The organism is Sphingomonas sp. SORGH_AS_0870, from assembly GCF_031453175.1.
GTDB lineage: Bacteria > Pseudomonadota > Alphaproteobacteria > Sphingomonadales > Sphingomonadaceae > Sphingomonas.
The window spans coordinates 225,780-252,299 of sequence record NZ_JAVIYW010000002.1; the positions used below are offsets into that span (position 1 = coordinate 225,780).

The 26,520-nt window shown below is 68.6% G+C and carries 26 protein-coding genes and 1 tRNA gene; 11 read left to right on the forward strand and 16 right to left on the reverse strand.

The window, feature by feature from the left end; translation table 11 throughout:
* Positions 1–16: 16 nt before the first annotated feature.
* From QE363_RS01435 to QE363_RS01445, 3 genes are all read left to right on the forward strand, one after another.
* Positions 17–1,876 carry a ferrous iron transporter B gene (locus QE363_RS01435; protein WP_309691086.1) on the forward strand — a complete coding sequence of 620 codons (1,860 nt, stop codon included), beginning with the start codon at positions 17–19 and terminating at the stop codon, positions 1,874–1,876.
* Between the two features lie 21 nt (positions 1,877–1,897).
* Positions 1,898–2,497, forward strand: coding sequence for a single-stranded DNA-binding protein (gene ssb / locus QE363_RS01440; protein WP_309691089.1), 600 nt, complete (start codon positions 1,898–1,900; stop codon positions 2,495–2,497).
* A 91-nt stretch (positions 2,498–2,588) separates the two neighbouring features.
* Entirely contained in the window at positions 2,589–4,112 is a 1,524-nt protein-coding gene (locus QE363_RS01445; RefSeq protein WP_309691092.1) for a PAS domain-containing protein, read from the forward strand.
* Between the two features lie 81 nt (positions 4,113–4,193).
* On the opposite strand, the gene QE363_RS01450 is transcribed toward QE363_RS01445, so the two are convergent.
* The 3 genes from QE363_RS01450 to QE363_RS01460 all read right to left on the reverse strand — a co-directional run bounded on the left by QE363_RS01450 (position 4,194) and on the right by QE363_RS01460 (position 6,413).
* Positions 4,194–4,586: a response regulator gene (locus tag QE363_RS01450; RefSeq protein WP_309691094.1), complete on the reverse strand. Its 393-nt coding sequence runs from the start codon at positions 4,584–4,586 to the stop codon at positions 4,194–4,196.
* A 73-nt stretch (positions 4,587–4,659) separates the two neighbouring features.
* A complete protein-coding gene (gene metW, locus QE363_RS01455; RefSeq protein WP_309691097.1) occupies positions 4,660–5,256 on the reverse strand; it encodes a methionine biosynthesis protein MetW in 597 nt (198 codons plus the stop codon).
* Positions 5,253–6,413: a homoserine O-acetyltransferase gene (locus QE363_RS01460; RefSeq protein ID WP_309691100.1), complete on the reverse strand. Its 1,161-nt coding sequence runs from the start codon at positions 6,411–6,413 to the stop codon at positions 5,253–5,255. The genes metW and QE363_RS01460 overlap by 4 nt, the downstream gene beginning before the upstream one ends.
* A 64-nt stretch (positions 6,414–6,477) precedes the next feature.
* On the opposite strand from QE363_RS01460, the gene hisC reads away from it, so the two are divergent.
* Together hisC and QE363_RS01470 are read left to right on the forward strand one after the other, a co-directional pair.
* Positions 6,478–7,596, forward strand: a complete 1,119-nt coding sequence (gene hisC, locus QE363_RS01465) for a histidinol-phosphate transaminase (protein WP_309691103.1) — start codon at positions 6,478–6,480, stop codon at positions 7,594–7,596.
* Positions 7,596–8,507, forward strand: a complete 912-nt coding sequence (locus QE363_RS01470) for a prephenate/arogenate dehydrogenase family protein (protein ID WP_309691106.1) — start codon at positions 7,596–7,598, stop codon at positions 8,505–8,507. Before hisC ends, QE363_RS01470 begins: the two co-directional genes overlap by 1 nt.
* 100 nt (positions 8,508–8,607) lie before the next feature.
* Here QE363_RS01470 and QE363_RS01475 read toward each other — a convergent pair whose 3' ends face one another.
* Genes QE363_RS01475 through ftsE form a run of 4 tightly spaced genes read right to left on the reverse strand, consistent with a single transcriptional unit; the run spans position 8,608 to position 11,469 of the window.
* The gene (locus QE363_RS01475; RefSeq protein ID WP_309691107.1) at positions 8,608–9,318 is read right to left on the reverse strand and encodes a lysophospholipid acyltransferase family protein; all 711 of its coding nucleotides are present in this window, start codon (positions 9,316–9,318) and stop codon (positions 8,608–8,610) included.
* A complete protein-coding gene (locus tag QE363_RS01480) occupies positions 9,315–9,851 on the reverse strand; it encodes a YdcF family protein (RefSeq protein WP_307101622.1) in 537 nt (178 codons plus the stop codon). Before QE363_RS01480 ends, QE363_RS01475 begins: the two co-directional genes overlap by 4 nt.
* Complete coding sequence (locus QE363_RS01485; protein WP_309691110.1) at positions 9,848–10,735, reverse strand: FtsX-like permease family protein; 888 nt, start codon at positions 10,733–10,735, stop codon at positions 9,848–9,850. The genes QE363_RS01480 and QE363_RS01485 overlap by 4 nt, the downstream gene beginning before the upstream one ends.
* Entirely contained in the window at positions 10,732–11,469 is a 738-nt protein-coding gene (gene ftsE / locus QE363_RS01490; RefSeq protein WP_309691113.1) for a cell division ATP-binding protein FtsE, read from the reverse strand. The genes QE363_RS01485 and ftsE overlap by 4 nt, the downstream gene beginning before the upstream one ends.
* A 155-nt stretch (positions 11,470–11,624) precedes the next feature.
* Between ftsE and QE363_RS01495 the strand changes: the two genes are divergently transcribed.
* Positions 11,625–12,359, forward strand: a complete 735-nt coding sequence (locus QE363_RS01495) for an MJ0042-type zinc finger domain-containing protein (RefSeq protein ID WP_309691116.1) — start codon at positions 11,625–11,627, stop codon at positions 12,357–12,359.
* Between the two features lie 38 nt (positions 12,360–12,397).
* Here QE363_RS01495 and QE363_RS01500 read toward each other — a convergent pair whose 3' ends face one another.
* Entirely contained in the window at positions 12,398–13,789 is a 1,392-nt protein-coding gene (locus tag QE363_RS01500; protein ID WP_309691119.1) for an MATE family efflux transporter, read from the reverse strand.
* A 135-nt stretch (positions 13,790–13,924) separates the two neighbouring features.
* Between QE363_RS01500 and QE363_RS01505 the strand changes: the two genes are divergently transcribed.
* Positions 13,925–14,011: transfer RNA gene (locus QE363_RS01505), tRNA-Leu, on the forward strand.
* Between the two features lie 332 nt (positions 14,012–14,343).
* On the opposite strand, the gene QE363_RS01510 is transcribed toward QE363_RS01505, so the two are convergent.
* The gene (locus tag QE363_RS01510; protein WP_309691123.1) at positions 14,344–14,934 is read right to left on the reverse strand and encodes a PilZ domain-containing protein; all 591 of its coding nucleotides are present in this window, start codon (positions 14,932–14,934) and stop codon (positions 14,344–14,346) included.
* A 203-nt stretch (positions 14,935–15,137) separates the two neighbouring features.
* Between QE363_RS01510 and QE363_RS01515 the strand changes: the two genes are divergently transcribed.
* Entirely contained in the window at positions 15,138–17,348 is a 2,211-nt protein-coding gene (locus QE363_RS01515) for a PBP1A family penicillin-binding protein (protein WP_309691127.1), read from the forward strand.
* On the opposite strand, the gene QE363_RS01520 is transcribed toward QE363_RS01515, so the two are convergent.
* Genes QE363_RS01520 through QE363_RS01530 form a run of 3 tightly spaced genes read right to left on the reverse strand, consistent with a single transcriptional unit; the run spans position 17,324 to position 19,007 of the window.
* Complete coding sequence (locus tag QE363_RS01520) at positions 17,324–17,992, reverse strand: M48 family metallopeptidase (protein WP_307101637.1); 669 nt, start codon at positions 17,990–17,992, stop codon at positions 17,324–17,326. The two genes, QE363_RS01515 and QE363_RS01520, sit on opposite strands and share 25 nt — an antisense overlap.
* Positions 17,989–18,417, reverse strand: a complete 429-nt coding sequence (locus QE363_RS01525; protein WP_309691131.1) for a YcgN family cysteine cluster protein — start codon at positions 18,415–18,417, stop codon at positions 17,989–17,991. The genes QE363_RS01520 and QE363_RS01525 overlap by 4 nt, the downstream gene beginning before the upstream one ends.
* Positions 18,417–19,007 (reverse strand): SCO family protein, encoded by a 591-nt coding sequence (locus QE363_RS01530; RefSeq protein WP_309691134.1) that lies wholly within the window; start codon positions 19,005–19,007, stop codon positions 18,417–18,419. The genes QE363_RS01525 and QE363_RS01530 overlap by 1 nt, the downstream gene beginning before the upstream one ends.
* A 69-nt stretch (positions 19,008–19,076) precedes the next feature.
* On the opposite strand from QE363_RS01530, the gene QE363_RS01535 reads away from it, so the two are divergent.
* On the forward strand, positions 19,077–19,676 hold the full coding sequence (locus QE363_RS01535; RefSeq protein ID WP_307101643.1) for an ankyrin repeat domain-containing protein: 600 nt from the start codon (positions 19,077–19,079) through the stop codon (positions 19,674–19,676).
* A 54-nt stretch (positions 19,677–19,730) separates the two neighbouring features.
* Here QE363_RS01535 and QE363_RS01540 read toward each other — a convergent pair whose 3' ends face one another.
* Positions 19,731–20,135, reverse strand: coding sequence for a DUF1489 domain-containing protein (locus QE363_RS01540; protein ID WP_309691140.1), 405 nt, complete (start codon positions 20,133–20,135; stop codon positions 19,731–19,733).
* 175 nt (positions 20,136–20,310) lie between these two features.
* Here QE363_RS01540 and QE363_RS01545 point away from each other — a divergent pair, with 175 nt between their 5' ends.
* Positions 20,311–22,458 (forward strand): TonB-dependent siderophore receptor, encoded by a 2,148-nt coding sequence (locus QE363_RS01545; RefSeq protein WP_309691144.1) that lies wholly within the window; start codon positions 20,311–20,313, stop codon positions 22,456–22,458.
* Between the two features lie 230 nt (positions 22,459–22,688).
* Here QE363_RS01545 and rplT read toward each other — a convergent pair whose 3' ends face one another.
* Complete coding sequence (rplT, locus tag QE363_RS01550) at positions 22,689–23,054, reverse strand: 50S ribosomal protein L20 (RefSeq protein ID WP_307101652.1); 366 nt, start codon at positions 23,052–23,054, stop codon at positions 22,689–22,691.
* A gap of 21 nt (positions 23,055–23,075) precedes the next feature.
* Positions 23,076–23,279 (reverse strand): 50S ribosomal protein L35, encoded by a 204-nt coding sequence (gene rpmI / locus QE363_RS01555; RefSeq protein ID WP_007406658.1) that lies wholly within the window; start codon positions 23,277–23,279, stop codon positions 23,076–23,078.
* 176 nt (positions 23,280–23,455) lie between these two features.
* On the opposite strand from rpmI, the gene QE363_RS01560 reads away from it, so the two are divergent.
* A complete protein-coding gene (locus tag QE363_RS01560) occupies positions 23,456–25,573 on the forward strand; it encodes an AsmA family protein (protein ID WP_309691178.1) in 2,118 nt (705 codons plus the stop codon).
* A gap of 39 nt (positions 25,574–25,612) precedes the next feature.
* Here QE363_RS01560 and QE363_RS01565 read toward each other — a convergent pair whose 3' ends face one another.
* A complete protein-coding gene (locus tag QE363_RS01565) occupies positions 25,613–26,434 on the reverse strand; it encodes an inositol monophosphatase family protein (protein WP_309691181.1) in 822 nt (273 codons plus the stop codon).
* Between the last annotated feature and the right edge of the window lie 86 nt (positions 26,435–26,520).

A 26,520-nucleotide genomic window follows, 5' to 3' on the forward strand; every position in this document is an offset into this window, starting at 1 on the left:
AGGTTCGCCTGATCTGATGAACGCCGCACCGCTGGTCGCGCTCGTCGGCAATCCCAATGCCGGCAAAAGCGCCTTGTTCAACGCGCTCACCGGCGCGCGGCAAAAGGTCGGCAATTATCCCGGCGTCACCGTCGAGCGGCATTCGGGCCGCCTCGTCCTGGACGATGGCCGCCCGGTCGAACTGGTCGACCTGCCCGGTGCCTATAGCCTGGACCCCGGCAGCCTGGACGAACAGGTCACGCGCAACGTCGTGATGGGGTCGCAGGCAGGCGAGCGGCGTCCCGACGCGCTGGTCGTGGTGGTCGATGCCGCCAATCTCGACAATCACCTGCGCTTCGCATTGCAGCTGATCGCGCTGGGCCTGCCGGTGGTGGTCGCGCTCAACATGGTCGATCTGGCCGAGCGCGACGGCCTGACGCTGGATGCCGACATACTGGCACGCGAGCTGGGCGTGACGGTGATCCCGACCGTGGCGGTGCGCCGCCGTGGGCTCGATACGCTGAAGGCCGAGATCGACCGGCTGGTAACGCAGGAACGCGCACACACCGTCGCCGCCCCCGACCGGATCGACGACATCGTCACCCTGCAACGCCGCGCGCGCCAGATCGCCGCGGCCGCGACCGTCGCGGAGACGCCGGTCCGCCGCTGGACGAACATACTCGACTCGGTCGCGCTGCATCCCATCATCGGACCGATCCTGCTGGTCGGCCTGCTCTTCATCATGTTCCAGGCGGTCTTCGCCTGGTCCGAGACGCCGGTCAGTTGGATCGAGCAGGGCTTTGTCTGGCTGGAGGCGCAGGTCGGCGCATTGCTGCCCGAGGGGTGGTTCCGCAGCCTCATCACCGACGGCCTGATCGCCGGTGTCGGCGCGGTCATCGTCTTCCTGCCGCTGATCCTGATCCTGTTCCTGTTCATTCTGGTGCTGGAGGCGAGCGGCTATATGGTCCGCGCCGCCTTCCTGATGGACCGGCTGATGGCACAGGTCGGCCTGTCGGGCCGTGCCTTCATCCCGCTGCTGTCCTCCTTCGCCTGCGCGGTGCCGGGCATCATGGCGACGCGGACGATCGATGACGAGAAGGACCGGCTGACCACCATCCTGATCGCGCCGCTGATGACCTGTTCGGCGCGTCTGCCGGTCTATACCATCATCATCGGCGCGTTCATCCCGGACCGGCAGGTGCTGCCCTTTGTCGGACTACAGGGGCTGGTGCTGCTGGGCCTGTATCTGATGGGCATCGTCGGGGCGTTCGTCGCCGCGCTGCTGCTGCGTCGCACGGTCACCAAGGGCGCGTCCTCGGGCTTCATGATGGAGATGCCCAAATATCAGTGGCCGCATGTCCGCGACGTGCTGCTGGGGCTGTGGAGCCGCGCGCTGATCTTCCTGAAGCGGGCGGGCACCACCATCGCGCTGACCACGGTGATCCTGTGGGCGCTGCTCTCCTTCCCCAAGCCGCCCGAGGGGTCGGGCATCTCGCCGGTCGACTATTCGATCGCGGGCCGCATCGCCAACGGCATCGAGGTGGCGGTCCGCCCGATCGGCTTCAACCGCGACATCGCGCTGGCCCTCGTCCCCGCCATGGCGGCGCGCGAGGTGGCGGTGGCCGCCATCGGCACCGTCTATGCCATCGACGATACCGAGCATGAGGGCGGGCAGAAGGCGATGACCGAGAAGCTGAAGCGCAACTGGTCGCTGCCCACCGCGCTCGCCTTCCTGATGTGGTTCGTCTTCGCGCCCCAGTGTATCTCGACCATCGCGGTGACGCGCAGGGAAACCAATGGCTGGAAGTGGCCCGCCTTCATGGTGGCGTACTTGTTCATCACCGCCTATGTGATGGCAGGCATCACATATTGGCTGGCCGTTTTCGCCGGCCTCTGAACCAAGCACGGGACTGAATACATGGCGGGCAGCGTCAACAAGGTGATTCTCGTCGGCAATCTGGGACGCGATCCCGAGAGCCGCTCCTTCCAGAATGGCGGCAAGGTGGTCGAACTGCGCATCGCCACGTCCGAATCGTGGAAGGACCGCAACAGCGGCGAGCGCAAGGAAAAGACCGAGTGGCACACGGTCAAGATCTTCAACGAAGGCCTCGCCAACGTCGCCGAGCGTTTCCTGCGCAAGGGTTCGAAGGTCTATATCGAAGGCGCGCTGACCACCCGTAAGTGGCAGGACCAGCAGGGTAACGACCGTTACTCGACCGAGGTGACGCTGCAGGGCTTCAACTCGGTGCTGACCATGCTCGACGGCCCCGGCGGCGGTCAGGGCGGCGGCGGCCGTGGCGGCAGCGACTTCGGCGGTGGCGACGATTTCGGCGGCGGCGACTTCGGTGGCGGGTCGAGCGGCTTTGGCGGCGGTTCGTCGGGCGGCGGCTATGGCGGCGGCGGCGGTGCGCGCGGCGGCGGCTCGGGCAATCAGGGCGGCGGGAACGGCGGCAATCGTGGTGGGTTCGGACAGGGCGGCGGCTTTGCCGACGATCTGGATGACGACGTGCCGTTCTGATCGGCCGCGTCCATGAGCCACGGTGCGAGGGATGGACGAACAGGAGTTTAGGACCAGCGCGTTCACGGCCCAGGAGGATGGCGAGACCCGAATGCTCCATCCCCTGGCCTGTACGGAGACGCAGCGCACCGAAGTGATCGGGGCCTATGACCTCGCCGGCTATCGCGAAAGCGGTGGGCTGGACGATCTGGCCGCCTTCGCCGCCGAGCTGTGCGATACCCCCGTGGCGCTGGTCAGCCTGGTCGAAGCCGACCACCAGCAGTTTCTGGCGGCGGTCGGCTTCGACCAGCCGCAGACGGGGCGCGACACGTCCTTTTGCGCCCAGGCGATGATGGCCGCCGATCCGGTGACGGTGGTCCCCGACGCGCGCGAGGATGCGCGGTTCGCCGGTTTCTCGCTGGTCGTCGGCGCCCCCCATATCCGTTTCTATGCCGGGGCGCGGCTGCTGTCGCACGAAGGCGTGCCGCTGGGCGCGATCTGCGTCATCTCGCCCGAGCCGCGTCCGCAGGGCCTGACCGATTTCCAGCGGCGCGGGCTGGAAATACTGGCGACCGCCGTGATGGGCCGGTTGCAGGATCGCCGGGCGCAGCGCGAACATCTCCAGACGGTCGAGGAATCGGACGCGCGTATCGCCGACAGCGAGCGGCGCTTCCGCACCCTGGCCGACACCATGCCGCAAATGGTGTGGTCGACGCTGCCCGACGGCTATCACGATTATTACAATGCCCGCTGGTACGACTTCACCGGCATGCCCGACGGATCGACCGATGGCGCGGCATGGAGCGGCGTGTTCCATCCCGAGGATCAGGACCGGGCGCGGGCGCGGTGGCAGCACAGCCTGGCCACGGGCGAGCCCTATCAGATCGAATATCGGCTCCGGCACCGGGACGGCACCTATCGCTGGGTGCTGGGTCGCGCGCTGCCGATCCGCGACGCCCAGGGGCAGATCACCCGCTGGTTCGGCACCTGCACCGATATTCACGAACAGAAGCTGGCGCTCGAGGAACGCGAGATCGTCAGCCAGGAACTCAGCCACCGGATCAAGAACATCTTCGCGGTGATCTCCGGCCTGATCGGTTTCGCCGCGCGCAGCCATCCGGGCTTTGCGGGCATCGCCAGCGACCTGCGCGACCGGATCACGGCACTGGGCCGCGCGCACGACTTCGTCCGGCCGCATAGCGAACAGTCGCGCCCCCGGTCGCGGCAGGATTCGCTCCACGGCCTGCTGGACGATCTGTTCGAGCCCTATCGCGGCCGGAGCGAGACGCGCATCCGCGTGTCGGGCGACGATGTGCTGGTCGACGACCGGTCGGCGACGCCGCTGGCGCTGCTGTTTCACGAACTAGCGACCAATGCTGCCAAATATGGCGCGCTGTCGGTGATGGCGGGCATGGTCGACCTGAAGGTCCAGCGGCAGGGCGACATGGTGCAGCTCTGCTGGATCGAGCGCGACGGCCCGGTGCTGGAGGCCGCGCCGGTCCATGCGGGCTTCGGGTCGCAGCTGGTCGAGCTGTCGGCGGTGCGCCAGCTGGGCGGCGAGGTCGAACGCGACTGGAACCCGACCGGGCTGGTCGTCACGATCCGGGTGCCGCTGGCCTCCTTTCGCCGTCCGTAGGGGACGGGGCCCTGCCGTTGACGGCAAAAGGGCTGCCCGACCCTGGTCGCGGCAGCCCCCCTGATCGTCAGACCGGCCTGGTCAGCCAACCATCCCCAGCGGGATGACCTCCTCGCGCGCTTCGGCCTGTCCGCCGGTCGCCATGGCCGCCGCCGCCAGGATCGCGCGTTCGCTGAACGGCTTGCGGATATAGCCCAGCGCCTCGACACCGGCATCGATCTGCGAAGGGTTGGCGGTGACGAAGACGACCTTCACCCCGTAATCGGCGGCGATCCGGCGCGCGATCTCGGGGCCGGTCGCGCCGTCGCGCAGATTCACGTCGACAAAGGCGAAGGCGCAGCCGGGTGCGGTCTCCATGGCGGTGCGGCTATCTGCCGCTATGCCGGCCACCTGGTAACCGGCGTCGGTCAGGATGCGCTCCAGATCAAGAGCCACGAATATCTCGTCTTCCACGATCAGCGCGGTTCGGCTCATGTCAAAATCCCGTCACTTTCCCGCACAACAGCCTTGATCCAGATAAAGTTCCGAAATGGATACGATATTGTCGTCAGCGCCGTAACAGAAATACGGCATGCTCGGCCCGGAAGTTCGCCGCCGCCGCGCTGGTCGGACGGCCGCGCGAGAGGAACCAGCTGCCCTCCACGGTGATCCGCCGTTCGCGGACGAAGGCGCGGAAATCGTCGATCGTCACATGGTGGATGTTGGGCGTGTCATACCATTGTTCGGGCAACAGCCCCGTCACCGGCATCCGCCCGCCCCACAGCAGCGACAGCCGCACCCGCCAATGCGCGAAATTGGGAAAGGAGACGAAGGCGCGCTTGCCGATCCGCAGCAGATGGTCGAGCACCTGATCGGGCGCGCGCGCGGTCTGGAGCGTCTGGCTGAGGATCGCATAGTCGAAGCCCTTGTCGGGATAGCCCGCCAGATCGACATCGGCGTCGCCCTGCACCACCGCCAGTCCGCGCGCGACGGCGGCGGCGACATTGGCGGGATCAATCTCCAGCCCGCGCCCGTCGACCGCCGCCCGGTCGCGCAGCGCCGCCATCAGCTGGCCGTCGCCGCATCCGACATCCAGCACGCGCGCACCGCGCGCGACATGGTTCGCGATGATCGCCAGATCGGGGCGCAATGCCGTGTCGGTCATGGCTCGGCCCGCAGGAAGCCATCGATCACCCGGTTCATCTCGGGCGCTTCGAGCAGGAAGGCGTCATGGCCATAGGGGCTGGACAGCTCGACAAAGCTCGCCGCCGCGCCCGCCGCGTTCAGCGCCTGGACCACGGCACGCGACTCGGCGGTAGGATAGAGCCAGTCGGTGTCGAAGCTGACGATGCAGAAGCGCGTCCTCGTCCCCCGGAAAGCGTTGGCGAGCAGCCCGCCATGCTCCTCGGCCAGATCGAAATAGTCGAGCGCGCGGGTGATGTAGAGATAGGAATTGGCATCGAACCGATCGACGAACGCCAGCCCCTGGTGCCGCAAATAGCTTTCGACCTGGAAATCGGCATCGAAGCCGAAGCTCTTGGCCCCGTCCGGCCGGTCGGGCCGCGCCTGGAGCCGCCGCCCGAACTTCTCGGTCAGCCCCGCCTCGGACAGATAGGTGATGTGCGCCGCCATCCGCGCCACCGCCAGGCCCGCCGCGGGGGGATCATTGGCCTCGTAATAGGCGCCGCCGCGCCATTTCGGGTCGGCCATGATCGCCTGGCGCCCGACCTCGTGGAACGCGATATTCTGCGCCGAATGCCTGGCGGTCGAGGCGACCATGACGCAGGCGCGGACGCGGTCGGGGCAGGTCGCGGCCCAGCTGATCGCCTGCATCCCACCCATCGATCCGCCGACCACCGCCTTCAGCTGTCCGACGCCCAGATGGTCGAGCAGCATGGCCTGCGCCCGCACCATGTCGCGGATGGTGAGGACCGGGAAGCGCATCCCCCAGGGCTCGGCGGTGGAGGGGTCGATCGTCGCGGGGCCCGACGACCCCATGCAGCTGCCGATGACGTTGGAACAGATGATGAAGTGCCGCGCCGGGTCGATCGGCTTGCCCTCGCCCACCAGCCGGGTCCACCAGCCGGGCTTGCCGGTGCGCGGATGGGGGCTGGCGACATGCTGGTCGCCGGTCAGCGCATGGCAGATCAGGATGGCATTGGAGCCATCGGCGTTCAGCGTGCCATAGGTCTCATAGCCGATCTCGACCGGCGACAAGAGGCCGCCGCCGTCGAGCCGCAGCGGCCCCGGCAGCACGACATGGCGCGACAGACCGAAACGCCGGTCGTCGCTGGGGGGAGAAGCGGAAACGGAAGCGGCCATGGAGCCCTCTCCGCTAGGCCGCGATGCTTGGCAACGCAAGGCCATGGCCGCTATGGCGTTCGCCATGACCGAGCTTACCGCCCCCGAACCGATCTCCTGGGTCAAGGCGATCGCGCCTTATGTCCCCGGCCGCGCGACGACCGATGACGGACGCAAGGTCGTCAAACTGTCATCCAACGAAAATCCGCTGGGCACCAGCGACAAGGCGCGTGCCGCCTTCGCCGCCGCCGCCAACCATCTGGAGCGTTACCCGGACGCGGGCGCGACCGCGCTGCGTCAGGCGATCGGCGAGGTCCATGGGCTCGATCCGGCGCGAATCATCTATGGCACCGGCTCGGACGAGATCCTGCATTTGGCGGCGGGCGCGTTCGCCGGGCCGGGGGACGAGGTCATCCATGTCCGCTACGGCTTTGCGGTCTATGAGATCGCGACCCGGCGGGTGGGTGCGGAGCCGGTGGTGGTCGCCGACCATGACTATGCCACCGATGTCGATGCGATCCTGGCGGCGGTGACCGAAAAGACCAAGGTCGTCTTCGTCGCCAATCCCAACAATCCGACCGGCACCTATGCGGGCGCGGATGAGATCGCGCGGCTCCATGCCGGGCTGCCCCCGCATGTTCTGCTGGTGCTCGACCAGGCCTATGCCGAATATCTGGCCGAGGGCGAGGACGATGGCGGGCTGGCGCTGGCCGAGCGCGCGCCGAACGTGCTGGTCTCGCGCACCTTTTCCAAGATCCACGGCCTGGCCGCCGAGCGGATCGGCTGGGGCTATGCCGCCGCCCCGATCATCGACGCGCTGCACCGTATCCGGGCGCCGTTCAACGTGACGATCGCCGGACAGAATGCCGCGATCGAGGCGATCCGCGACCGCGCCTTCGTCGAGTCGTCGCGCGCGCACAATGCAAAGTGGCTGGCCTGGTTCGAGGCGCAGATCGCGGCGCTGGGCAATGCGGGGCTGCGCTGCGTGCCGTCGCACGCCAATTTCTCGCTGGTGCTGTTCGAAGGGCCGCTGACCGCCGAGCGCGCCTATCACGGGCTGATGGACGCCGGGTACATCGTCCGCTGGCTGCCGGGCCAGGGACTGGGCCAGGCCCTGCGCATCACCATCGGCACCGAGGACGAGGTGAAGGGCGTCGTCGCCGCGCTGCGCCGGATGGTCGAGTCCGAGGCAAAGGGGGCCTGATGCTGCCCTTTGCGCGGATCACCATCATCGGGCTCGGCCTGATCGGCTCCTCGGTCGCGCGCGCGGTGCGCAAGGCGATGCCGACCGCGCGGATCACCGCCTATGATGCCGACCCGCAGGTGCGCGAGACGGTGTGCGCGCTCGACCTGGCCGATGACGTCGCCGACACGGCGGGGGCGAGCGTGATCGACGCCGATCTGGTGATCCTGTGCGTGCCGGTCGGCGCGATGGGCGCGGTGGCGGCCGAATTCGCCGACGACCTGCCCGCCGAGGCGATCGTATCCGACGTGGGCAGCTGCAAGGCTTCGGTGCTGGCCGCGCTGAGCGAGGCGCTGCCCGGTGCCACCATCATCCCGGCGCACCCGGTCGCGGGCACCGAGCGCAGCGGGCCGGAGGCGGGCTTCGCCACCCTGTTCCAGAAACGCTGGTGCATCGTCACCCCGCCCGAGGGCGCGGACGCGCTGGCGGTCGAGCGGGTGGCCGAATTCTGGCGAAGGCTGGGCGCCGATGTCGAGCAGATGGCACCCGACCATCACGACCGGGTGCTGGCCGTCACCAGCCATTTGCCGCACCTGATCGCCTATACGATCGTCGGCACCGCCAGCGATCTGGAGGAGGTGACCCAGTCCGAGGTCATCAAATATTCGGCCGGTGGCTTTCGCGACTTCACCCGCATCGCCGCATCGGACCCGACCATGTGGCGTGACGTGTTCCTGACCAATCGCGAAGCGGTGCTGGAAATGCTCCAGCGCTTTTCGGAGGATTTGAGCCAGCTTCAGCGCGCGATCCGCTGGGGCAAGGGGGACGAGCTGTTCGACCTGTTCAGCCGCACCCGCGCCATCCGCCGCTCGATCATCGACCAGGGCCAGGACGATGCGAGAGAGGATTTCGGGCGCAGCCACGAAGGCTGACGATCCTCCCCGGCACGGGGAGGGGGACCATGGCGATAGCCATGGTGGAGGGGGATCGCCACAGAGGACACACCTTGCGGAAGCCCCCCTCCGTCAGGGCTTACGCCCCGCCACCTCCCCGTGCCGGGGAGGATTCCAACGCATTCATCGCCGCATGGACCCGCGCCTCCGCCTCGGCGCGCGGCAGGCCCGGCGGGATCACCTCGCCGAAGCGCAGCGTCACCACCCCCGGCCGCTTCAGGCCCTTGCGCGGCCAGACCAGCCCCGAATCGGTCGCCACCGGCACCACCGGCAGGCCCAGCATCCGGTAGAGTCCCGCGAAACCGGGCTTGAGCGGCGGCGTCTCGCCGGGCTTCACCCGCGTACCTTCGGGAAAGATCATGATCGCGCGGCCCTGCTCCACCGCCACTTTGGCGTCGCGCATCATGCCGCGCATCGCCCTGGCCGAGGCATTACGGTCGACCACGATCGCGCCATATTTGCGCACCGCCCAGCCCCAGATGGGGATATTGGCCAGCTCGCGCTTCAGGACCATGGCGGGCGCGCCCAGGATGCGTTGCAGCTCCATCGTCTCGAACATCGCCTGATGCTTGGCCGGATAGAGCGCCGGCGTCGTCGGCCGCGTCCCCTCCACCACCACGCGGATGCCCAGCAGATAGCGGGTGCAGATGCGGTGGAGCCGGGTCCAGCTCGTCGCCCAGTGGATCACCGCGCGCCGCCCGCTCAGCGCGATGACCGGCGACAGCAGCGCCATCACCGCCGACAGCGGATAGAAGATCGCCACGAACACGATGTTGCGAAGAAGAATCACGCGCCAATCCCCGTCCAAAGCGCGATCCGTCGCAGGATCAGCTTGTTATACTCATTGACCAGCGTGCCCAGCCGCGGCTCCGACGGCACGCCGTCGCCCAGCACCAGCACCTGTTTGCCCAGCGCCGCGGTCAGCTCCATCCGGGCGCGCGGCAAATGCCAGTCGGAGGTGACGAGCCGCACCGTGCGATAGCCATGCGCGCGCACCCAGTTCGCCGTTTCCTCGGCATTGGAGCGCGTGTCGACCGCCTCGCCCCCCAGATCGATGCAGCAGGCAAACAGCGCGGGCGAGGTGCGATAGGTGCGCGCCAGGTCGATCGGCCGCACGCCGGGCGCGACCCCGGTGACCAGCATCCGCTTGGCCTGGTGCGCCTGGAGCAGCGCGATGCCGCGATCGATGCGCCCCGGCCCGCCGGTCGGCACCACGATCGCATCGGTGGTGTTGTGCGCCAGCGGGTGCGGCAGGGTCAGCATGAAGGCCGCGAAACCCAGGCACCAGCTCAGCGCCGCCAGACCGATCAGTCGCACCATCACAGCATCCGCCGCATCTGCGCCAGCACCGCCGCGCGCGCCGCCGCCACCGCCAGCAGGACGAAGGCGAAGGGCAGCAGGACCAGCATCCCCATATCCCCCGCCCCCAGCCGCAAATTGCCGAGCAATTCGGATTCGAGCGCGCCGACCTGTCGCGCGATCAGCAGGATCGCCCCCGCCGCCGCGATGCCGCCCACGCCCGCGCCGATCCCCGCGTCCAGCGCGATCCGCCGCTGGAACAGCCGCGCGACCTGCCGATCGGTTGCGCCCAGCATGTGGATGACCTCGATCGTGCCGCGATGCGCCTCCAGCCCTGCGCGCGCCGCCAGCATGACGACCGCCGTGGTCGCCCCCAGCATCAGCAGGATGATCGCCCCGGCCAGCCAGGCGGCGGTGTCGAGCAGCCGCCCGACCGGCCCCAGCCAGGTCGCATGCGCATCGACCCGCGCCGCCGGGCTGGCCCGTGTCACCGCCGCCCCGACGCGGGCGATCACGCCCGAATCGTCGCTGGTCAGGTCGACATCGATCAGCGCGGGCACGGGCAGCCCCGCCGCTTCGGCATCGGTGCCCAGCCAGGGTTGCAGCATCCGCGCGAGTTCGGCCTGCGGCACCGGCGTCGCGCGCGCGACATCGGGCAGCCGGCGCAGCACCGCCAGCACGCGCGCGGCGGCGGCATCGCGGCGTCCGGCCTCGCCCTCGACGATCTGCACGGTCAGCCGCCCCGCCATCTGGCGGTCGAGCGAACCCGCCGCGCGCGCCGTCGCCAGCCCCGCCGCGCCCGCCAGCAGGGTCAGGAACAGCATGATCGCGATGACCCAGCTCATGACATGCGCGCCGCCGACATCGTCCAGCGCCCGCGCCTCCGCGCCGCCGCGCCCCCGCGTCACAATCCGCTCCGCACGATCGTCGAGCGGCGCGGCTCGGGCGGCGGGGGGGCGGGCTCGGGCGGAACGGTCGGGTCGACCAGCCGCCCGCGCTCCAGATGCATATGCTGCGCGTCCGGCACCCGGTCCATCAGGTGCCAGTCATGCGTCGCCATCACCACCGTCGTCCCCAGCCGGTGGAGCGAGTGGAACAGATGGAGCAGCCGCTCGGCCATGACCGGATCGACATTGCCCGTGGGCTCGTCGGCGACCAGCAATTCGGGGCGCGCGATCACCGCGCGGGCGATCGCCACCCGCTGCTGCTCGCCGCCCGACAGCGTGGCGGGGCGGGCGCCCGCGCGTTCGGACAGCCCGATCCAGGCCAGCATCTCGCGCACCGCGCGCGCAATCTCCGATTCGGCCATGCCCGCGACGCGCAGGGGCAGCGCGATATTGTCGGCGGCGCTGAGATGCGCGATCAGCCGGAAATCCTGGAACACCACCCCGATCCGCCGCCGAAAGCCGGGCAGCCGGTCGCGCGGCAGGATCACCGCATCCTCGCCGAACAGCCGGATGATGCCCCGGCTGGGCCGCTGCGACAGATAGAGAAGGCGCAGCAGCGAGGTCTTGCCCGCGCCGCTCGCGCCGGTCAGGAAATAGAATTGCCCCGGTCGCAACGCGAAGCTGACGTCGCACAGGGTCTCCTCCCCGGCGCCGTAGCGCAAGCCGACATTCTCGAACTGGACGATGTTCGCCATGCCCGCATGGCCTTGGCATGGCCCGCCGCGCGCTTCAAGTTCCACGCTTCAAGCTTGCCACGGCCATGGGCGGCGTGCTTACTGGCCTTTCATGGGGACCTGAACCGGATGGTCCCGTCCACCGACCCTTTCCATCCGTTGAAGTGCCGTTCCGCATGATCCTCGAATGCCCTGAATGCCGCACCCGCTATCTGGTGCCCGACAGCGCGATCGGGCTGGAGGGTCGCACCGTGCGCTGCGCCAATTGCCGGCACAGCTGGTTCCAGTCGCCGCCCGATCCCGACGAGGTCGCCGCGCCGGAGCCGGACGTCGCGGTGGAACGCGACAGGACCGAAGAGCCGGTCGCCGAACCGCCGCCCCCGCCGCCGCCCGTCATCGCTCCCCCGCCCGCGCCGCCGATCCTGAAGGCGGACGAGCCCGAATTCGATGCCTTCACGCACCGCCCGCCCTTTCGCGCGCGGCGCAACCCGGTGCGTCGCTGGACGATCGGCGCGGTCGCCGCGTGCCTGGCGCTGCTGGCGGCGACGGCAGCGATCCTGTGGACCGGCATGCCGGGCATCGGCGGCTGGCTGGGGTTCGGCACCACCGAATCGCCGCTGGAGCTGCGTTCCAACCCGATCGAGCGGCGCGAGCTGGAGAACGGGTCCGAACTGTTCGCCATTTCGGGGCAGATCATCAACCCGTCCTCGGGCGCGCAGCGGGTTCCCGACCTGCGCGCCGAGCTGAAGGATGCGCAAGGCCGCGTCGTCTTTTCCTGGGCGATCGCGCCGCAGCAGCGGACGCTGGGCCCCGGCGCGTCGATGGACTTCAACTCGGCCAAGCTCGACGTGCCGCCCAGTTCCAAGCGGCTGGACCTGAGCTTTGCGGGCGAGGCCAACCCGGCGAACTGATTGCTGTCGTGTCGGCGTGGCCTTCGATTTCGCTCCGTTCAGCCTGAGCGAAGAAGGCCATGCGAAGCCCGCAACCGCCGCGCGACGATCGCGAAGCGCGATCCGTGCAGGACGGCGGCGACCAGCATCCCCGCGCCCGACGCCCAGGCGAGCGCCGGGGCGCCCCATCCGGCGTCGACCAGCCACCAGCCGACCCCGCCGGTGACGATGAAATAGGCGATGATGCTGTTGATCCCCGCCGCCACTTGGTCGCCCAGCGAGCGCAGCGCATAGACCAGCACCACCTGCATCCCGTCGAACAGGATGAAGGGCGCCCAGATCACCAGCATCGCCACCGCCACCGCTTTCGCCTCGGGCAAGGCGGGGAACAGCCCGACGACCGCGCCGGGCCAGAGCGACAGCGCCAGGCCGCACGCCCCCATGGCCAGCGCCGCCAGCCCGACCGCAATCAGCGTGCGCGGGACCGCGGCCCAGGCCGCCCCCTCGCCCACCGCATTGCCCGCGCGCACCCCCGCCGCCGATCCCAGCCCGAGCGCCAGCGCGAAGGTGACATTGTGGAGCGAGAAGACGATCTGGAAGCCATGCGCGGTCGCATCGCCCAGCCGAGTCGACAGCGCGATCAGGATGGCGAACCCCGCCAGCTCCAGCCCCGAGGCGATGGCGGGGACGAAGCCGAATCGCGCCAGTTCCACCGCCCCCGCCAGCGTGGGGGCCCAGGCCGCGCGGTCCAGCCGCCGCACGCCGCGCGCCGCACCGCGCGGCAGCGTCACCGCGCTCGCGACCATCGCGACCGCTCCCAATGCCGAGGCGATCACGGTGGCCAGCGCCGCCCCGACCGCCCCCAGCGCGGGCAGTCCCATCTCACCACCCGCCAGCCCCCAGGCGAGCAGCGCGTTGATCGGCAGGATCGACAGATTGACCATCGTGACCCGGCGCGGCCGGCTGATCCCCTCCAGAAAGAAGCTGGCGGCGATCAGCACCATCTGGAACGGATAGCCCAGCGCCATGACCGTCACGACGCGCGCGCCGGGCACGACCAGCCCCGGCGCCACGCCGATCCCGCGCAGCAGCGCCGCACCACCCAGCCCCAGGATCAGCATCGCCGCGACGCCCAGCACGATACCCAGCACCAGCCCGTCGCGCAGCGCCTGGCCGGTCGCGGGCAGGTCCCCCGCGCCATCGGCCCGCGACGCACGCACCAGTACGCCCGACAGCCAGGCCAGCCCGGTGACGATCGCGACATAGGTCAGCGACCGGCTGGCCGAGAGCGCCGCCACCTCATGCTCGCCGACCCGGCCGACGACGATCACGTCGGTGACGTGCAGGATCGTCCAGTTGAGGCTGGTCAGCATCACCGGCCAGGCCAGCGCCAGCAGGCGACGCACCTCGTCACGGTCGAGGATCGGGGCGTGGCGGGGGAAAAGCGTCATGGCCCTTCCCCTATTCGCGATGAATGACGCGCGATAGCGCCGCATCCCGCCAAAAAGGCCATTGCGCAGTCCCCGGCGCTTTGCTAGGGGCACCCGCCTACCAGCCCTCCGGCTTGCCGGTGGTAACTATCGAGTGCGGTCGTGGCGGAATTGGTAGACGCGCAACGTTGAGGTCGTTGTGGCCGAAAGGCCGTGGAAGTTCGAGTCTTCTCGACCGCACCAGATTTTCCCAGGCGTCCCGATCGGTCGACGCCCTCCCCCCATCCGAAATCCCCCAGGGTCGATCGCCACTTAGCGATGCCTATCCTTCCCTCGCCCCTCGTAGAGGGGAGAGGGTTGCGCAGACTTGGTCTTTGCGAGAGCAAAGGCTTAGTCGGAGCTGGGTGAGGGGTGGGCGCTCGCCAAGCGAGCGCGCGAGCCTTTGGGCTCGCTCAACCCCTCACCCAAGCTGCGCTAGCCAGCAGGCTGGCAAGCTTCGCTAACCCTCTCCCCTGTCCAGGGGAGAGGGGAAGAAGCAATTCCGAATGTCGATCGGCCCGAAGGCCCGACGCGGCTCAGGGCCGCGCGACGATCGCCGCGAGCGTGTCGATGGGCAGCGGTGAGACGAAGCGGAAGCCGAAGCGGCCGTCCTTCACCCAGCAGATCGTGCCGAAGATCGGCGTGCCCATCGGCCGCAGGATGATCTGCCCCGCCAGACCCGGCTGGACCGGATGCGCGGCGGCCAGCTTGGCGCCGCCCGCCGACACGTCGACCATCTCGGCGGCGAACTTGCGGTCGCCCAACCGGACATCGGCGGTCAGCGTCACCGGAAAGCGGGGCGGGCGCGGGATCGTGCCGTCGGCATTTTCGGTCGAGAATATCTGCTCATAGGGCTGGGGCGAATCGAACTGGACGCCCGCCTTCTTGCCGCGCACCCAGCGGACCGTGCCGCGCGCCGGGGCCAGCCCGCGCACCTCGACACAGATCGAGTCGCCGACCTGCGGCGGATCGACGAACCGCGCCATCAGGCCATGGGCGGAGATATTATGGACCAGGCACACGCCGGGCACGTCGCCGCACAGCTTGCCCAGGAGGAGGACGGCCGAATGCCGCTTGCCCACCCGCCGTTCGGCGGTCGCGCCCTGCTGCTGCTCGACCTGTTCCATCGTCGTCCTTTCCGCCACCTTCTCCCCCGAGGATGGCATCCCGCCCTACTACCGGAACCGGTATAAAAAATTAAGAGCGGCATTTCAGGCCGAACCGCTTCGGCGCGGCGCCTTTGGCCGGGGCGTTCAGCGGCGCGCAAGCCGCCATCGGGCATCGGCGGCTTGTGGTCATGTTCAAAGCCCTGTAATTCGCGATCCGTCCCATGCCTCGCGCGTCGTCTTCCCGGTCCCCCCGGCCCCGCTCGTCCAAGCCCCGCTCTCCCTGGCGGCGCCGGATCGTCGTAACCCTGCAGATCCTGATCGGCCTGGCCGTGCTGGCGGTCGGCGCGCTGGCGATCGCGGTGTTCGTCGCCAAGTCGCAACTGCCCAGCTTCGACGAACTGAAATCCTCGCCCAACGGCCAGATGATCCGCGTCCATGCCGCCGACGGCACGGTGATCGTGTCGCTCGGGCCGAGCTATGGCGAATGGTTGCCCTATGACCGGATTCCCGAGGTCATGCGCGACGCGACGATCGCGGTCGAGGATCGCCGTTTCCGCCAGCATCCCGGCGTCGATCCGATCGGCATCGCCCGCTCGGTCGAGGTCCGGCTGGAAAAGGGACGCTGGAAACAGGGCGGCTCGACCATCACCCAGCAGATCACGCGCACCATCTTCCTGAACAACCAGAAGAAGTTCGGTCGCAAGTTCCGCGAGGCGATCCTGGCGCTGGCGATGGAGCTGAAATTCTCGAAGGACCAGATCCTCGAGCTGTATCTGAACAAGGTCTATTATGGCGGCGGCGCCTATGGCATCGACGCGGCCAGCCGGAAATTCTTCGGGCACGGCGCGGATCACTTGAGCCTGTCCGAGGCGGCGGTGATCGCCGGGCTGGTCAAGGCGCCCTCCAACTATTCGCCGACCGCCGATGCCGCCGCCGCGGTCGGCCGTGCGGGCGTGGTGATCGACCAGATGAAGCGCAACGGCTTCATCACCGCCGACCAGGCGGCGAATGCCGACCCGCAGACGCTGAAGCTGGCACCCGAGCCAAAGCAGAATTCGGTGCGCTACTTCACCGACTGGGCACTGCCCCAGCTCGACCTGCTGATCGACGAGCAGACCGCGCCGCTCGACGTGTGGACCACGCTCGACCTCAACATGCAGCGGGCGGCCGACGCGGCGATCCGCGCCAATGCGCCCGAGGGGACTCAAGGCGCGCTGGTCAGCCTGGACCGCGACGGCGCGGTGCGCGCGATGGTGGGGGGCAAGGATTATGTCTCCACCAACTATAACCGGGCAGTGACGGCGGTCCGCCAGCCGGGTTCGGCGTTCAAGCTGTTCGTCTATCTCGCCGCGCTGGAGGCGGGTCACAAGCCCGAGGACCAGGTCGTCGACGAACCCGTCACCATCGACGGCTGGTCCCCGCGCAACGATTCGCGCCGCAATTCGGGCAGCGTCAGCCTGCGCACCGCCTTCGCCTATTCACTGAACACGGTCGCGGCGAAGCTGGGCCAGGAAGTGGGCTTCCAGACGGTCGCCGACATGGCGCGCCGCTTCGGCATCACGACGCCGGTCAACACCCACCCCTCGATGGTGCTCGGCACTTCGGAAGTGCGGGTGATCGACATGACCAGCGCCTTTGCCAGCATCGCGAACAAGGGGGTGAAGGTGACGCCCTATGGCATCACCAAGGTCGTGGCCAATGGCCAGACCATCTATACCCATGAGGTCGACCGCAGCCATGTGCTGGTCGCCCCCTATATCGCCGCCGAGATGACCGACCTGCTCCAGACCACGGTCAACACCGGCACCGGCCGCGCCGCGCAGATCGGGCGGCCGGTCGCGGGCAAGACCGGCACGACGACCAGCCTGAAGGACGGCTGGTTCCTGGGCTTCTCCAGCGGGATCACCACCGGCGTGTGGATGGGCCGCGACAATGCCAAGCCGGTGGCCGGCCTGCATGGCGGCGCCGCGCCCGCCAAGGCCTTTGCCGACTATATGAAGGTCGCGGTCGCCGACCGCCCGATCGAACAGTTCGACACCCAGGTCACCCTGCCCGAATGGCAGCTGGAACCCGACGAAGAGAGCTATTTCGGCCAGCCCGACAATGGCACGGCCGGGGTCGATGCCGACGGCAACCCGCTGCCCGCCCCCGTTCCGGGCGAGTCGCAGCCGGGTGACGAGACGATGGAGATCCCGACCCGCCGCGATCCCGCCACGCCGCCGCAGCCGCTCCAGCAACCCGTGCCCGGCACGACCACGCCGCAGGCGCCCGCACCGGTGGTGCCGCAGCAGCGGCTGGATCAGGCGTGGATCGACCGGGTGACCGGACGGGGCGGGGCAGGCGCGGCGCGCGATCCCCGCCCCGCCGCTCCCCCGCCGCGTCCGTCAGCGCGCGACCGTCAGGACCGTCAGGACGACCGGCCATACCAGTGAAGCCCCGCGCCATGCTGCCGCAGCCAGGCGGTGGCGGGCGCTGGATCGGCCCCCAGCAGCTCGGCGACCAGCGCGTGGAAGGCGGGGGCGTGGTTCATATGGACCCGGTGCGCGACCTCATGCGCCACCGTCGCACGGCGGACAAAGGCCGGGGCCAGGATCAGCCGCCAGCTATAGCGGATCGCCCCTGACGAGGCGCAGCTGCCCCAGCGCGCTTTCGGATCCGCGACGCTGACCCGCGATACCGCGACGCCCGCGGTCCGCGCGATCTCCGCCGTCTCGCGCGACAGGGTTTCCAGCGCCTGCCGTTTCAGCCAGGTCTCGACCCGGCGGTTCAGCGTCTCGATCGGGCCGGAGGCGGACAGGCGATCATGCTCGCACTGGATCACCCGGCGGCTGCCAGGCTCCCAGGCCAATGTCAGCACCGTGTCGCCGAACGGGATCAGCGCGCCGGGGACGAAGGGGCGCGGTTCGGGCAGGCGCGCACGCTGGTCGGCGATCCAGTCCTTCTTCTCCTCGGCCCAGGCCAGCGCGGTCTTCAGCGGCGCACGCTTGGGCACCACCAGCCGCGCGGTGCCGGTGGCGGGATCGACGCTCAGCCGGATGCGCTTGGCAGTCGGGTGACGCACCACCTCGTCGATCACAATTCCCGCTCCACGATATGATTCTCGAAATCGCCCGCATCGTCCTCGCTGATCGTCCAGCCGCGGACCGATTGCCCGGCGCGGTGCACCGCCTCGCGGTCGCCGCAGACCAGATAATGCCATTCGGGCAGCGCCTCGCCCGCCGCGCGCAGGCGATAGGCGCAGGTCGAGGGCAGCCAGTCGATCGAGCGGACATTGCCCATGGTCAGCCGCACGCACTCGCTGACAAAGGCGCGGCGGTGGCGATAGTTGGAGCATTGCCCGCTGCGCCGGTCGAGCAGGCGGCAGGCGACGTTGGTCGGCACCAGCTCGCCCGTCTCCTCATCCTCCAGCTTGTGGATGCAGCATTTGCCGCACCCGTCGCACAGCGCCTCCCACTGGGCGCGGTCGAGGCTTTCGATCGGCTTTTCCCAGAAACGCTCCATCAGCGCACCCACTGGTCGAGCGTCGCGGCGACCGCCTGCGGCCCCTGATCGGACGGGACCAGCGCCAGCGGCTTGCCGTCCGGGTCCATCAGATAGGCCTGGTTGCTGTGGTTGACGAGATAGCCGCCACCGGCCGACGGCGCGCCCTTCTGCGCCCAGACGGCATAGGCCTTGCGCGCCGCATCGACCTGCGCCGGGGTGCCGGTCAGCCCGACGAAGCGCGGGTGGAAGGTGGTGGCGAAGCGGCCGACGATTGCGGGCGTGTCGCGCTCGGGATCGACCGTGACGAAGATCGGCACGATCTTCGCGGCCTTGGCGGGGGCGCTCGCCTCCAGCGCCTTCAGCCCGGCGCCCAGCACCTGCATGTCGGTGGGGCAGACATCGGGGCAGAAGGTGTAGCCGAAATAGACGATGCGGTAGCGCCCGGCGAAGTCGCGATCGGTGACGGTCTTGCCGGTGGCATCGACCAGCCGGAACGGGCCGCCGATCCGCGCCCCCGCCAGCGGGGGTTGCGCCTGGGGATCGGACGCGCCGCACCCGGCCAGCGCGACGGCCAGCGGAACCAGCAGGGACAGATATAATCGGGTCATGACGCCGACAGCCTTGCTGTGATAAATCGCCGGTTGCAAGCCATGCTCCATTGCTCAGGATCGATCCCCATGTCCCTTCGCCCCCTGCTCGCCGCCGCGCTTCTGGGCGCCATCGCCACGCCGGTCGCGGCGCAGATGATGCAGTCGGAAAGCTACAAGTTTCTCCAGGCGGTGCGCGAGGCCAAGGGCAATGACGTCACCAACATGCTCGACCGTCCGGGCGCCAGCATCATCAACACCCGCGACGTGACCAGCGGCGAGGGCGCGCTGCACATCGTCATCAAGCGCGGCGACGAGACGTATCTGCGCTTCCTGCTGCAAAAGGGCGCCGATCCGAACCTGCGCGACGGGCGCGGCAACACGCCGCTGCTGCTGGCGGTGGCGGGGGGACAGCCCGAGATGATCCGCATCCTGACCGCGGCCAAGGCCAATCCCAACCTGCCCAATGCGGCGGGCGAGACCCCGCTGATCCGCGCGGTGCAGCGCCACGACATGGCGATGGTGCGCGAGCTGATGAATGCGGGCGCCGATCCCGACCAGCCCGACAATATCGCCGGCCTGTCGGCGCGCGACTATGCGACGCAGGACAGCCGCAACGTCGCGATCGCCAAGCTGTTCGCCGAAACCCCCAAAAAGGCGCGCGCGGCGGTGGCCGGGCCGAAACTCTAAGCACTGAGCACGAATCCTCCCCTGCAAGGGGAGGAAGATCATGAGTGCCGCCCCCTAGATCAGCCCCAGCTCGACCAGCTTGCCGACCAGCACCGGCGGCATCGTCTCGATCCCCGTCGCGGCCCCGCTCAGGTCGGGCGGGGCATCCCCCGCCTCCAGATAGCGCCAGCCCTGATGCGCGCGGCGCGGCAGCGCCTGGACCAGCACCAGCGCGGGGTCGATATGGATGGCGCAGCGCCCGCCCTCCGCCTCGCCGAACGACAGGATCGGCGAGCGCGCGACCAGCTGGTGCTTCAGGATCCAGAACAGCGAGCCCTGCCCCGCCACCTCTTCATGCCGCTTGGGCAGATAGCGGGTGGTGAGGAAGACCGGCCCGTCCTGCGCCCGCATCGCCAGTCGTTCGGCCAGGTGATCGATACTGGCCGCCCCGAACGCGACCTTGGTCAGATGAAGCGCCATGTCGGGGGCCCATGTGGGGGCGCGCGGGCGGCATGGCTAGGGCGGAGAGCCCCGAATTGCGCCGCGTCATCCATGGGCGAAGTCGCTGATCGCAAAAGCCTTTCCCACTTTCGATACTGACTTGCAATAACAGACCGCCACTCCTAGGACGCGCCGCATCACAGGGAGTCCCCGAATGCCGTTCTTGATGACGCTGGCGGCCAATGCCGCCGCCATGGCCGCACCCTTGCCGTCCACCGTGCCGGTGGCGACCGATCCCCAGACCGCGCGCGACGATATCGTGGTCACCGGCCAGCGGACCGAGGGCTCCGACGACTATACGATCGGGGGCCAGACGACCGCGACGCGCATCCCGCTGACGCTGCGCGAGACGCCGCAGTCGGTCAGCATCGTCACCCGCCAGCAGATCCAGGATTTCCAGCTCAACGACGTCAACCAGCTGCTGACGACGGTGCCGGGCATCAACGTCCAGGCGAACGAGACCGACCGCGTCTATTATTCGGCGCGCGGCTTCGACATCCAGACCTTCCAGATCGACGGCATCGGCATTCCCTTTGCTTTCGGAATCCAGACCGGGTCGATCGACACCGCCATCTACGATCATATCGAGGTGGTGCGCGGCGCGCCCGGCCTGTTGTCGCCGACGGGCAATCCCTCGGCCGTCATCAACTTCGTCCGCAAGCGCCCGACCAAGGACCTTCAGGCGACCGCCAGTGCGCAATATGGCTCGTTCAACAGCCTGCGCCTGGACGCGGATGTCAGCACGCCGCTGACCAAGGACGGCCATGTCCGCGCCCGCGTCGTCGGCGTGCTGTCGGACGCGGACAGCTATCTCGACCGCTACAGCTTGCGCCGCTGGACCGGGTATGGCGTGGTTGAGGCCGATCTGGGCCCCGATACGGTGCTGAGCGGCGGGTACGGCCATCAGGATCACCAGAGCCACGGCGCGATGTGGGGCGCGTTGCCGCTGACCTATACCGACGGCACGCGTATCGACATGCCGCGATCGACCAATGTCGCGCCTGAATGGGCGGGCTGGAACGTGATCGACCGGCAGATCTTCGGCGACCTGACCCATCATTTCGGCCATGACTGGGTCGCGCGGATCAGCGCGGTGCGCCGCGCGACCAGCGAGGCGGACGAGCTGTTCTACGTCTATGACAATCCGGTGCGCGGCGCGCCCAACGGCATCGCCCCCGATCCCACCAAGCCCGGCCAGTTCCTGGGCATCAAAAGCTATCCCGGCGCCTTCCGCGCGCAGACGCGCAACCTGACCGTGGAGGCCTATGCCACCGGCCCCTTCTCGCTGTTCGGGCGCGAGCATCAGTTGATGTTCGGCGTCAATCGCAGCGCGCAGGATTACAAGCAGCAATCCTCTTACGACTATTCGCAGATCGGCCTGGCCCTGCCCTTCCCGGATCTGTTCCAGGGGACCTTCCCCAAGGTCAATTTCCCGACGACCTTCTCGACCGACTATGCGTTGAGCCAGAATACCCAGACCCGGCGCGAGACCGCCTATGGCCTGGTCCGCTTCAGCCTGGCCGATCCGTTGAAGCTGATGCTGGGCGGCAACGTCACCCATGCGCGCAGCGTCGGCTTTTCCTACGGCGTCGACACCAATTTCGACAATACGCGCTTTTCGCCCTTCGCGGGCGTCACCTATGACCTGAGCCGCGCGCTCAGCCTCTATGCCAGCTATACGACGATCTTCAATCCGCAGGACGCGATCGGCCAGGACGGGCGCATCCTGGCCCCCATCAGCGGCAAGAATATCGAGGCGGGGATCAAGGGCGACTGGTTCGGCGGACGGCTGAACGCCAGCGCCGCGATCTTCCGCGTCCATCAGAACAACACGGCCGAGAGCATCGGCTTCTTCAACGGCCGCACCCTCTATCGCGGGGTGAACGCCCGGTCGGAGGGGATCGAGCTGGAGATCGGCGGTCGCCTGGCCGAAGGGATGCAGGTGACTGGCGGCTATACGCTGATGCGGATCGAGGATCAGAAGGGCGATCCCGCGCGACTGTTCGTGCCGCGCAACACCGGGCGGCTGAACATCGTCTATGCCCCGCCCGCCCTGCCCGCGCTGAAGCTGGGTGCGTCGGCCCAGTATCAGAGCGTGATCTATACCCAAACCCGCTCGGTGCGACAGGACGGCTATGCGCTGGTCGACCTGATGGCGAAATACGACATCACGCCGCGCGTCGCGGTGTCGGCGAATCTGCGCAACCTGACCAACGCGAAATATCTGACCGCGCTGACCTTCGACGGCGGCTATTATGGCGCGCCGCGCTCGATCCTGGGGACGATCAGCGTCCGGTATTGAGGCCGCTGCGTTCCTCCCCTGCAAGGGGAGGGGGACCGCCGCGAAGCGGTGGTGGAGGGGTGTCACCCGTGGCGAGGCAAGCGAATCCTCGCCGACCGGGACACCCCTCCGTCAGGCCTTCGGCCTGCCACCTCCCCTTGCAGGGGAGGAATATTCCCAAAGGAAAAGGGCGCCGGTGGAACCCACCGACGCCCTTTCCTGATTTCCGGCGCTAGTCCGTCAGTCGCGAATTACGCGGCCTGCGGCAGAGCGGCCTTCGCCTGCGCGACAATCGCCGCAAAGGCTTCGCCCTCGTGCATCGCGATGTCGGCCAGGACCTTCCGGTCCAGTTCGACGCCCGCCAGCTTCAGGCCGTGCATGAACTGCGAATAGGTCAGGCCCTCGGCCCGGACACCGGCGTTGATGCGCTGGATCCACAGACCACGGAAGGTCCGCTTCTTAACCTTGCGGTCGCGATACGCATATTGACCGGCCTTTTCGACGGCCTGGCGTGCGATGCGGATGGTGTTCTTGCGACGGCCATAATAGCCCTTCGCCTGATCCAAAATCCGCTTATGCTTCGCCTTGGTGGTCGTGCCCCGCTTGACGCGTGCCATATCTCTCTATCCTTCCAGAAATCAGTTCAGGCCGTAAGGCGCCCAGGCCTTCACGGTCTTGGTGTCGGCATCGGACAGGACCGAGGTGCCGCGGTTCTGGCGGATATACTTGCCGTTATGGCTGATCAGGCGGTGGCGCTTGCCGGCGACGCCGTGCTTGAGCTTGCCGGTCGCGGTGAGCTTGAAGCGCTTCTTGACGCCGCTCTTGGTCTTGAGCTTGGGCATTTTGGTCCTTTCGCTGTGAGCAAGGCAGAAACGGCCGCGGCAGCCCTGATGGCCGGGCCGTTCGTGACACCTCGCTCGGGAAGCGGGCGGCTTAGACGAACCGGGCGCGGATTGCAACCGAAGAGGGCGGGCCGCCGCAAAGGAACAAGCGCCTCGCTCGGGCGATTGGGGATGCCATGGATCAGGCGCCAGCGGCCGACACCTCCGCCAGCCCGACCGCCGCCCGTGCGGGCTGGCGGCGATGGGCGTTGCGGGTCGCGATCGGGCTGCTGCTCGCCATCGCCGCGATCTGGCTGGTGCTGTTCGTCACCAAGGGGCGGTTCCTGCGCCACCCCTTCGAGTCGATCGCGGGCAGGCTGACCCACCGGACGGTGACGGTGGGCGGCGATTTCCAGCTCTATTTCGCGCCGTGGCGGATCAAGTTCGTCGCCGAGCGGATCGCCATCTCCAACCCCGGCTGGGCCAGCCGCCCCTATCTGTTCACCGCCGACCGGATCGATTCGCGGATCGCGCCGCTGTCGCTGTTGTTCGGCAAGCGGCGCTTCACCTGGCTGGCGCTGACCAACGGCGCGGTCGATCTGGAATGGACGCCCGACCACCGCACGAACAGCTGGACCTTCAGCGAGAAGAAGGGCGGCAAGCCGCTGGAGTTCCCGCGAATCGACACGGCCGAGATTAACGGCACGACGGTGCGCTATCGTGATCCCCGGATGCGCGTGACCGCCGACCTGGCGCTGGAGGATTTCCGGTCGCAGGACGCCCGAATCGGCAAGGCAGTCGGGCTGCGCGGCAAGGGCGTGATCCGCGCGACGCCCTTCACCCTGACCGCGCAGTTGCTGTCGCCCGACGCCACCGCCAATCGGGGCAGGAACGAACTGATCGCGCGGATGCGCGCGGCGGGCAATGTGGTCGATGTCGCAGGCACCCTGCCCTCGATCGCCGATATCGAGGATGTGCCGCTGCGCACCCGCGCGCGGGGCAAGGACCTGTCGACGCTGCTCGAGGTCATCGGCGTCGTCATCCCGCGCACCCGCACCTATGACCTGCGCGCGCAGCTGGTGAAGGACGGTGACGTCTATCGCTTCACCCGCATGAAGGGGACGTTCGGCGACAGCGACCTGGCGGGGACGCTGACCGTCACCCATGGCGAGCGGCTGCATCTCGATTCGCAGCTGACCACCGGCAAGCTCGACATCGTCGATGCCGCGCCCTTTATCGGCTATAACCCCGACATCGTCGCGACCAGGGGCGCACAAGCCGCCGCCGCCGCGACCGGGGCGGGGGCGCAAAGGCTGTTGCCCGATGCCGCGCTGCCGGTGGCGACGATGCAGCGGTTCGACGCCAACCTGAAATGGACGATCCGCACCGTCCGCTCGCGCCGCGTGCCCATCTCCGACGTCGACCTGACGCTGGCGCTGGATCGCGGCAAGCTGACCCTGTCGCCGCTCCGCTTCGCGATGGCGCGCGGCGACGTCGCGTCCGACCTGCTGTTCGACACGCGCCAGCGGCCCAGCCTGGTCCGTTACGACATCCGCCTGTCGCCGACGCCGCTCGGGCGGTTGCTGGCGGGATGGGGCGTGGCGGAGGCGGGGACGACCGGCACGGTCAAGGGCCGCATCCAGCTTCAGGGGCGCGGCGACACCATCCATGATTCGCTGGCCAGCGCGAACGGGCGGATGGCCTTCATCCTGCCCGCCGGCTCGCTATGGACCCGCAACGCGCAGCTGGCCGAGCTGGACCTCGGCACCTTCGTCCAGAAGATGTTCGAGGATCGCCTGAAGGAGCCGGTGCGGATCAATTGCGGGCTGATCGCCTTCACCGTGCGCGGCGGGATCGCGGCGGCGGACCCGATCCTGATCGACACGTCCAAGAACGTCATCGTCGGGCGCGGCGGCTTCAGCTTCCGCAACGAGGCCATCGACATGGCGATCCGCGCCGATGCCAAGAAGTTCAGCCTGTTTTCGGGCCAGTCCCCGGTCGGCCTGACCGGCAGCTTCGCCAGCCCCGGTATCGATCCGATCAGCGGCGACCTGCTGGCGCGCGCCGGGGCCGGGCTGGGCCTGGCGGTCGTGGCGACGCCGCTGGCGGGGGTGCTGGCCTTTGTCGATGTCGGCGATGCCAAGGCGGCGGCCTGCGGCCCGGTCCTGTCCGGCGCCCGTGCCAGCGCGCAGCGGACCACCAAGGGGCAGCCGCGCCAGGATGTCGGCAACGGCACCACCGCCAAGTCGAAGGACGGCCGTCAGAGCGAAGGCGAGGCCAAGAGCCAGCGCAAGAAGTTCCTGGGGATCTTCTAAACCGTGCCGACCCAGCGCGCTTCGATGACTGGCCTGCGATCAGTGATCGTGATGGTCATGCCCGTGCGGCACGTTGCGCAACGCCTCCAGCACCTCTTCGGTCCGCGCCGGATCGCCGATCGCCAGCACATGCCCGGCGCTGTCGGCGGTCAGCGGATCGCCGTTCCAGTCGCACATCCGGCCCCCGGCGCCCTCGACCACCGGCACCAGCGCCGCGAAGTCGTGGAGCTTCAGGCCCGATTCGCACACGATGTCGACATGGCCGCTGGCGAGCAGACCGTAATTATAACAGTCCCCGCCATAGACCGGCCCCTGGCGCGGGCTGTCGCCGCTGATCGCCGCGACCAGCGCCATGAAATGCGGCACGTCGTCATCCTCGAACAGATGCGGGCTGGTCGTCGCGATCGTCGCGCCCTCCAGCGCCGGACAGCGGCGCGTCCGCGCGGGCTGGCCGTTGAACAGCGTCGGGCGGCCCATCACGCCCAGCCAGCGTTCCTTCGCGATCGGCTGGTCGATGATGCCCAGCACCGGCCAGCCATTGTCGACCAGCGCGATCAGCGTGCCGAAGATCGGCCGCCCCACGGTGAAGCTGCGCGTGCCGTCGATCGGGTCGAGCACCCATTGCCGCCCGGTGACGCCGTCCTTGACGCCATATTCCTCGCCGTGAATCCCGTCGCCCGAGCGCTCCGCCTCCAGGATGCGGCGCATCGCCGCCTCGGCCTCGCGATCGGCGAGCGTGACAGGGGAGCGATCCTCCTTGATCTCCAGCCCCATCTCGCGGCGAAAATAGGGTCGGATGGCGGCGCCGGCGGCGTCGGCCAGCTTCAACGCCAGATCGATATCGGCTGTATGAACGGACATGATGCAACCGATAGGATAGCGACGCACGATCAGCAATGGACGGCATCCCGGCGACAGGATAGGCGTTAACCATATTACCGGAAGGA